General features: G+C 50.1%; 9 protein-coding genes and 1 pseudogene. 9 read left to right on the top strand and 1 reads right to left on the bottom strand.

The window, feature by feature from the left end:
- Positions 1-83 precede the first annotated feature (83 nt).
- Genes OGX97_RS14885 through OGX97_RS14875 form a run of 3 tightly spaced genes read left to right on the top strand, consistent with a single transcriptional unit; the run spans position 84 to position 2,093 of the window.
- Positions 84-443 (top strand): RusA family crossover junction endodeoxyribonuclease, encoded by a 360-nt coding sequence (locus tag OGX97_RS14885; protein WP_048235607.1) that lies wholly within the window; start codon positions 84-86, stop codon positions 441-443.
- The gene (locus tag OGX97_RS14880; RefSeq protein ID WP_048235606.1) at positions 440-1,480 is read left to right on the top strand and encodes a DUF968 domain-containing protein; all 1,041 of its coding nucleotides are present in this window, start codon (positions 440-442) and stop codon (positions 1,478-1,480) included. The genes OGX97_RS14885 and OGX97_RS14880 overlap by 4 nt, the downstream gene beginning before the upstream one ends.
- A gap of 13 nt (positions 1,481-1,493) precedes the next feature.
- Complete coding sequence (locus tag OGX97_RS14875; RefSeq protein ID WP_048235605.1) at positions 1,494-2,093, top strand: hypothetical protein; 600 nt, start codon at positions 1,494-1,496, stop codon at positions 2,091-2,093.
- A gap of 318 nt (positions 2,094-2,411) precedes the next feature.
- Here OGX97_RS14875 and OGX97_RS14870 read toward each other — a convergent pair whose 3' ends face one another.
- A complete protein-coding gene (locus tag OGX97_RS14870) occupies positions 2,412-2,786 on the bottom strand; it encodes a FlxA-like family protein (RefSeq protein ID WP_286592562.1) in 375 nt (124 codons plus the stop codon).
- Between the two features lie 144 nt (positions 2,787-2,930).
- Here OGX97_RS14870 and OGX97_RS14865 point away from each other — a divergent pair, with 144 nt between their 5' ends.
- From OGX97_RS14865 to OGX97_RS14840, 6 genes and pseudogenes are all read left to right on the top strand, one after another.
- Positions 2,931-3,119 carry a hypothetical protein gene (locus tag OGX97_RS14865; RefSeq protein WP_086523780.1) on the top strand — a complete coding sequence of 63 codons (189 nt, stop codon included), beginning with the start codon at positions 2,931-2,933 and terminating at the stop codon, positions 3,117-3,119.
- Positions 3,120-3,208: 89 nt separating this feature from the next.
- Positions 3,209-3,595: a phage holin family protein gene (locus OGX97_RS14860; RefSeq protein ID WP_003833974.1), complete on the top strand. Its 387-nt coding sequence runs from the start codon at positions 3,209-3,211 to the stop codon at positions 3,593-3,595.
- On the top strand, positions 3,582-3,863 hold the full coding sequence (locus OGX97_RS14855; protein WP_003833972.1) for a phage holin family protein: 282 nt from the start codon (positions 3,582-3,584) through the stop codon (positions 3,861-3,863). Before OGX97_RS14860 ends, OGX97_RS14855 begins: the two co-directional genes overlap by 14 nt.
- Before the next feature lie 160 nt (positions 3,864-4,023).
- Positions 4,024-4,089 (top strand): annotated as a pseudogene (locus OGX97_RS14850) (glycoside hydrolase family 19 protein); the annotation flags it as partial.
- A gap of 28 nt (positions 4,090-4,117) precedes the next feature.
- Positions 4,118-4,663, top strand: coding sequence for a terminase small subunit (locus tag OGX97_RS14845; protein WP_000453624.1), 546 nt, complete (start codon positions 4,118-4,120; stop codon positions 4,661-4,663).
- Positions 4,638-6,175: phage terminase large subunit family protein (locus OGX97_RS14840; RefSeq protein WP_286592364.1), on the top strand; the 1,538-nt coding region annotated here is incomplete at its 3' end. The genes OGX97_RS14845 and OGX97_RS14840, both read left to right, overlap by 26 nt.

Here is a 6,175-nt window from a genome sequence, read left to right as displayed (position 1 = left end):
TGGACGATCAGCGCGTTCTTGCCAGAAGTATCTAAGCCTCCGCGTCAGGACAGAACCTGGCAACAACGGATCTGGAGGTGAATGTGAAAATCTACGATATCACCCCAATGGGCAAGCCCAGAATGACGCGCGCTGACAAATGGAAAAAGCGCCCCGAGGTTCTGCGTTACCGGGCTTTCTGTGATGAAGTTCGTCTGCAGGGTGTTGAGCTGCCGGAAAGCGGTTCACATGTCACCTTCATTATTCCGATGCCAGCGAGCTGGGGCAAAAAGAAACGAGCAGAGTTCAACGGTAAACCACACCAGGCTAAACCCGATTTCGACAACATGATGAAAGCCCTGATGGATGCCATTTACGAAGATGACGCTCATATCTGGGATTCACGCGTAACTAAATTATGGGGAGAGAAGGGACAAATAATTATCGGGGAGATAGCAGAATGAGGGCGCTGCTGAAGCCGGTTGTTGCGCGTGAGCTTGGAATTGTGCTGCTCAAACCGGGCAGCGAGCTGATGTCATTATTCAGTTGTGAACGTGTGCTTGTGGAAAGCCAGCCGGCAGGCATGGACCGGTTGCCTGCTGGCCGTGTTCCTGATGTTCGTCAGCCGCTTGCCAGTGACGACTCCCTGAGGCCGTTCTTCCTGGATGAAAAAGTTATTAAGGCTGCTGGCGGTTTGAGTGGCCTTGATTACTGGCTTATGCGTTATGGCGGTCATTGCTGTCAGTGGCCACACAGCGATTACCATTATCACGAGTTAACTCTTCTGCGCCATGACCCCGGATCGGTTCTTCTGTGCGGACATTGTGATAACCATTTGCGCGACCACTACAGCGTACAACTTGCAGAGCTGGCGAGACGTAATGTTATTAACTGGATTATCAACAGCATCATGGTGGCGCTGAATCAGGATCCGTCCAGAGAACTGTCGCTGGCGGAGCTTTGCTGGTGGGGGGTACGTATGGGGGTTACCGACGCAATTCCCGAATCAGTAGCCAGCCGGGCGCTTCGTATTCCTTCAGAAGAGCATCTGTCAGTCATGCGTGAATGCGATATCGAACCGGGGGTAACCGCCACCAGCATCATTACAGCCAAAGCCAGCACGTTAACCGTATACATGCCATCAGCGCAGGTTCCTGCGCTCAAGCCTGTAGTTGGTGTTCTGGTCGATCCAGAGTCCCCGCAAACCTATATAAAACGTCCAAAGCGGATCCGATGGACGGCCCCCGGGTATCTGGAATGGATTAAAACACAGCCCTGCGAATGCTGCGGCAAACCATCAGATGACCCACACCATTTAATCGGCTGGGGGCAGGGAGGGATGGCAACGAAGGCGCATGATATTTTCGCGATCCCCTTGTGTCGTCAGTGCCATACAGAACTACATAACGACCCGGTGAAGTTTGAGCGAAAGCATGTGCCTCAGCCGGTAATGATTATCAGAGTGCTGGACCGGGCTTATGGGCTCGGCGTTCTGGCGTAAGGAGAAGAACAGGATGACACCACGTCAACGCCGCAATCATCTGGAAGCGCTGGGTAAAGCGGCTTCTGCTCCACGCAAAAGCTGGCTGGGTAAATGTATTCTCCTTACAGGGATCCAGTCCGGATGGATTAAATCCCTGCTCACTATATGGGGCGAGGGTGTGGGAGGAAAAACTGCACCCCGTTTGCTGCGAAGTCATGCATGCTGGAATGTTATTAAAGGACGGATTTGGTCAGATAAGGCGTTAGAGCGATTCACTGTTGCGTTAAATCAGGCGAGAGAAGAGGGATTCCGTGGACAGCAGGCAATGAACAGGGCACATAGCATTCTCTGGCCGCAGTCATCCGCTAGTGTGATTGATGAAGCCCTGCATAATGATGATGTCGATTTTGTTGAGCAATGCGTACTGCAGGCGCTGGATATTAATGATCCGGTTTATGTGGTCGGTCTTCAGTATTACACCACCCGAAAAAAAATCTCAGACATAACCCGGGAGTTGCAGGCGATTGCGCCATGGTTAACTGATGGGGAGGCAAGAAAGCGCGTGCGCTGGTGCCTGGAAATATTCAGAGCAAAGGTCTTTTTGGAAGCACGCAAACTGTTATCTGAATAGACTCACTGAAATCATTTTTTAGCTATTGATGCTATTTTTTGATAATGGTGTTGAAAACGGGCCAGAAAATCAGATAATTTATTCATGCTTGGCAGAGCTGCTGCCACTATGGCAGCGACAAAAAGCGAACAATTTGAACATAACGAGAACCCCGCCACAGCGGGGTTTTTGGTTTCCGGCGATACGACAGGGGTATTCGCGAGGTGCATAGCACCAGTACCCCTGTCATATCGCCGATCTGAAATCGTTAACTCGAAAACAAGTTCTCACAATCCTTTTTCGTTTCTAACTCAGAGGAAAAATGATAGGGGGTCACTGCTAAACGTAGACATCAATATTTTTAGTATTATTCCCTGCAACGTTCGAACTTGATTTGTCACTTACCGTAGGTAATGCACCCGATGCCATTTGGTTTTTTTCTGCTTCTTGTTTTTGTAATTGAGCAATTTTTGCGTACATAGACTCGATTTGCCTTTGAATCATCTCCATCTGCTGTTTAAGCAGTTTTGCCTCATCTTCGGAGGTTACTTCATTTATTTTTGAACCCATGGCGCTGAGCTCTTTTGTCAACTCACCAATTTGTTTTTTCAGGTTTTGAATTTGTTGTGAAACAGAGTTGCCAGTACTTGAAAGTGCTTGTTTTACTGTGCTTTGCAGTATGTCCTGACCCAAAGTGCTAACTGTCATGCTCATGGTTGTTCCTCCGGCCTTACATTTATTACCCATTATCGTCATCTTTCGAAATTTCTTTATTAGCAAAGGTTAAGTTGTGGCTTCCTGCACCACAGCATTATTTGTGCCGCTCTATACTATCTGCTGAGTATCGCGGAGGAGCTTATGAAAGAAGGGTATTACTGGATTCAGCATGTCGGAGTTGTACAGGTAGCGTACTACACGAATGACACTGTTGATGATCTGGAATCGGGTAAAACAATCACAGGTGTCTGGCATCTGACCAGAGGCGATGACATTTGCCATAATGGTGAATCAGAGGTGTTAGAAGGTCCTCTCATACCGCCAATGTAAATAACCGCACTTACTTCGAGGCTGCCATCTGGCGGCCTTTTTTATTCCCCTCATTCTGAGAGGACTCACAGCAATTAAGAGGGGGCTAAATGTCCGATCCGATTTCCGGTACTGGGCTGGCTGGTGGTGTCCTGACGGGAGCCAGTGTCTATGGATTTCTGTCCGGAACAGATTACGGTGTGGTGTTTGGCGCGTTTGCCGGGGCTGTATTTTACATTGCAACGGCTGCGGACCTTAGCGCAGCACGTCGGCTGGCGTATTTTGTCGTGTCCTACATTGCCGGGATTATCTGCTCAGGGCTGGTTGGTTCAAAGCTGGCTGACTGGACTGGTTACAGTGATAAGCCTCTGGACGCTATCGGAGCCGTAATCGTTTCTGCTTTAGCTGTCAAAATCCTGACGTTCCTGAATAACCAGGATGTCGGCTCGCTGGTGGCGCTGATAACGCGCCGGGGAGGTTCAGGTGGTACTAAATGACCCATCGGCAACAATCAACGCGCTGCTTTGCGCTGGGGTAGTGTTGACCCTGATGTTTTACCGTCGTGGTGATTCCCGACATCGACCATGGGTGTCTCGCTTGGCGTGGCTGCTTACGGTCATCTACAGCGCTGTACCACTGGCCTATCTGTGCGGTATCTACCCTTATTCATCGTGGGCCACTATCGGGGCCAACATTATTTTCCTGTCTGTGCTGGTCTCCGTCAGAGGCAATGTGGCGCGGCTTATTGATGCTGTTTACAAATAAAAAAGCGAGTCGCAACGACATCGCTACAACCCGCAAAGTAGATAGAATCATTAGGATTTATCTTAAGTCTCATTGTGACTTAAATTAAATTAAATTGAATTTCATCATCTTAGGTGAATTCTAATCCCTACCATTAATAGTGGTTTAATCCGGTACACATATGAACCAATCACAATTTCAGCAGGCGGCTGGTATCAGCGCCGGGCTTTCTGCACGCTGGTTTCCTTTCTCTGTTTTTGTGTATGGAGTGAGCTATGGAGGTCAACAAAAAGCGTCTTTCTGAAATATTTGGGGTCAGCGTGCGAACCATTCAGAACTGGCAGGATCAGGGAATGCCTGTAGCACGTGGCGGTGGAAAAGGTAATGAGGTCCTCTATGAATCTTCCGCGGCTATCGAATGGTATTCCGCACGCGACGCGGCGATTGAGAATGAGAAATTACGGAAGGAGGTGGAAGATCTTCGTCTTGCATCGGAATCCGACCTTCAGCCTGGTACGATTGACTATGAGCGTCACCGCCTCACCCGAGCGCAGGCAGATGCCCAGGAACTAAAAAATGCAAAAGATTCCGCTGAGGTGGTGGAAACCGCATTCTGCACGTTCGTGCTGTCGCGGATGGCCGGAGAAGTAGCCAGCATTCTTGATGGAGTTCCTCTGTCGGTTCAGCGGCGCTTCCCGGAGCTGGAAAACCGACATATTGATTTCCTCAAGAAGGACATCATTAAAGCCATGAACAAAGCAGCTGCGCTGGATGAAATAATACCGGGGTTGCTGAGTGAATATATCGAACAGTCAGGTTAAGGGGCTGCAGCACTCTGCGCGCGCGGGTCTACTTTCGCTGTACCGACCTGAGCCGCAAACGGCGGTTGAATGGGCAGACGATAATTACTATCTCCCCAAAGAGTCGGCCTACCAGGAAGGGCGCTGGGAAACGTTGCCGTTTCAACGCGCGATCATGAATGCGATGGGTAACGATTACATACGTGAGGTCAACGTTGTTAAGTCTGCCCGTGTTGGCTATTCAAAAATGTTGCTGGGTGTTTATGCGTATTTTATTCAGCACAAGCAGCGAAATTCCCTTATCTGGCTGCCTACTGATGGTGACGCCGAAAACTTTATGAAGTCGCATGTTGAGCCGACGATTCGCGATATTCCGTCACTTCTGGCGCTGGCCCCCTGGTATGGAAAAAAGCACCGGGACAATACGCTCAGTATGAAACGCTTCTCCAACGGTCGCGGGTTCTGGTGTCTGGGTGGTAAAGCGGCGAAAAACTATCGTGAGAAATCGGTCGATGTCGCCGGTTACGATGAACTGGCGGCATTCGATGAAGATATTGAGAAAGAGGGATCCCCGACGTTCCTGGGTGATAAACGTATTGAGGGGTCTGTCTGGCCCAAATCTATTCGCGGCTCAACGCCAAAAACAAAGGGGACCTGCCAGATTGAGCGTGCTGCCAGCGAGTCCGGGCATTTCATGCGTTTTCATGTTTCCTGTCCGCACTGTGGTGAAGAGCAGTACCTGAAGTTCGGCGACAAAGAAACCCCGTTCGGGTTCAAATGGACACCTGGCGATCCCTCCAGCGTCTTTTACCTGTGTGAACATAATGCCTGCGTCATTAAGCAGCAGGAGCTGGATTTCACTGAAGCACGTTACATCTGCGACACCACCGGGATCTGGACGCGCGACGGTTTATCCTGGTTTTCATCAACAGGCACCGAAATTGACCCGCCAGACAGCGTGACGTTTCACATCTGGACGGCATACAGCCCGTTTACCACCTGGATACAGATCGTCAAAGACTGGCTAAAAACGAAAGGGGATACCGGAAAGCGTAAAACCTTCGTGAACACCACTCTGGGCGAAACATGGGAGCCTAAAATTGGTGAACGGCCTGATGCGGAGCTCATGGCCGAACGCAAAGAGTTCTTCGGCGCATCCGTACCGGAGCGTGTTGCTTATCTGACAGCCGGGATCGACTCCCAGTTGGATCGATATGAAATACGCGTCTGGGGATGGGGACCCGGTGAGGAAAGCTGGCTGATTGACCGGCAGATCATTATGGGCCGTCATGATGATGAAGCGACCCTCGTCAGGGTGGACGAGGCGATTAACAAAACCTATCTCCGAAAGAATGGCGTGGAAATGTCGGTATCCCGTATCTGCTGGGATATCGGCGGTATTGACCCCATCATTGTCTACAATCGCTCAAAAAAGCATGGCCTGTTTCGCGTGATCCCGATTAAAGGGGCTTCCGTTTACGGCAAGCCCGTCGCGAATATGCCGCGTAAACGCAACAAGAACGGCGTTTATCT

Origin of the sequence: Citrobacter sp. Cpo061 (assembly GCF_030332845.1) — a bacterium.
GTDB lineage: Bacteria > Pseudomonadota > Gammaproteobacteria > Enterobacterales > Enterobacteriaceae > Citrobacter > Citrobacter portucalensis.
Note: the sequence above shows the minus strand (reverse complement) of the source record. Positions and strands in the feature narration are given on the sequence as shown.

Bases quoted from the DNA above. Each gene is read 5' to 3' on its own strand.
- OGX97_RS14880 (WP_048235606.1), top strand. From the start codon at position 440: ATGAGGGCGCTGCTGAAGCCGGTTGTTGCGCGTGAGCTTGGAATTGTG.
- OGX97_RS14875 (WP_048235605.1), top strand. From the start codon at position 1,494: ATGACACCACGTCAACGCCGCAATCATCTGGAAGCGCTGGGTAAAGCG.
- OGX97_RS14870 (WP_286592562.1), bottom strand. From the start codon at position 2,786: ATGAGCATGACAGTTAGCACTTTGGGTCAGGACATACTGCAAAGCACA.
- OGX97_RS14865 (WP_086523780.1), top strand. From the start codon at position 2,931: ATGAAAGAAGGGTATTACTGGATTCAGCATGTCGGAGTTGTACAGGTA.
- OGX97_RS14860 (WP_003833974.1), top strand. From the start codon at position 3,209: ATGTCCGATCCGATTTCCGGTACTGGGCTGGCTGGTGGTGTCCTGACG.
- OGX97_RS14845 (WP_000453624.1), top strand. From the start codon at position 4,118: ATGGAGGTCAACAAAAAGCGTCTTTCTGAAATATTTGGGGTCAGCGTG.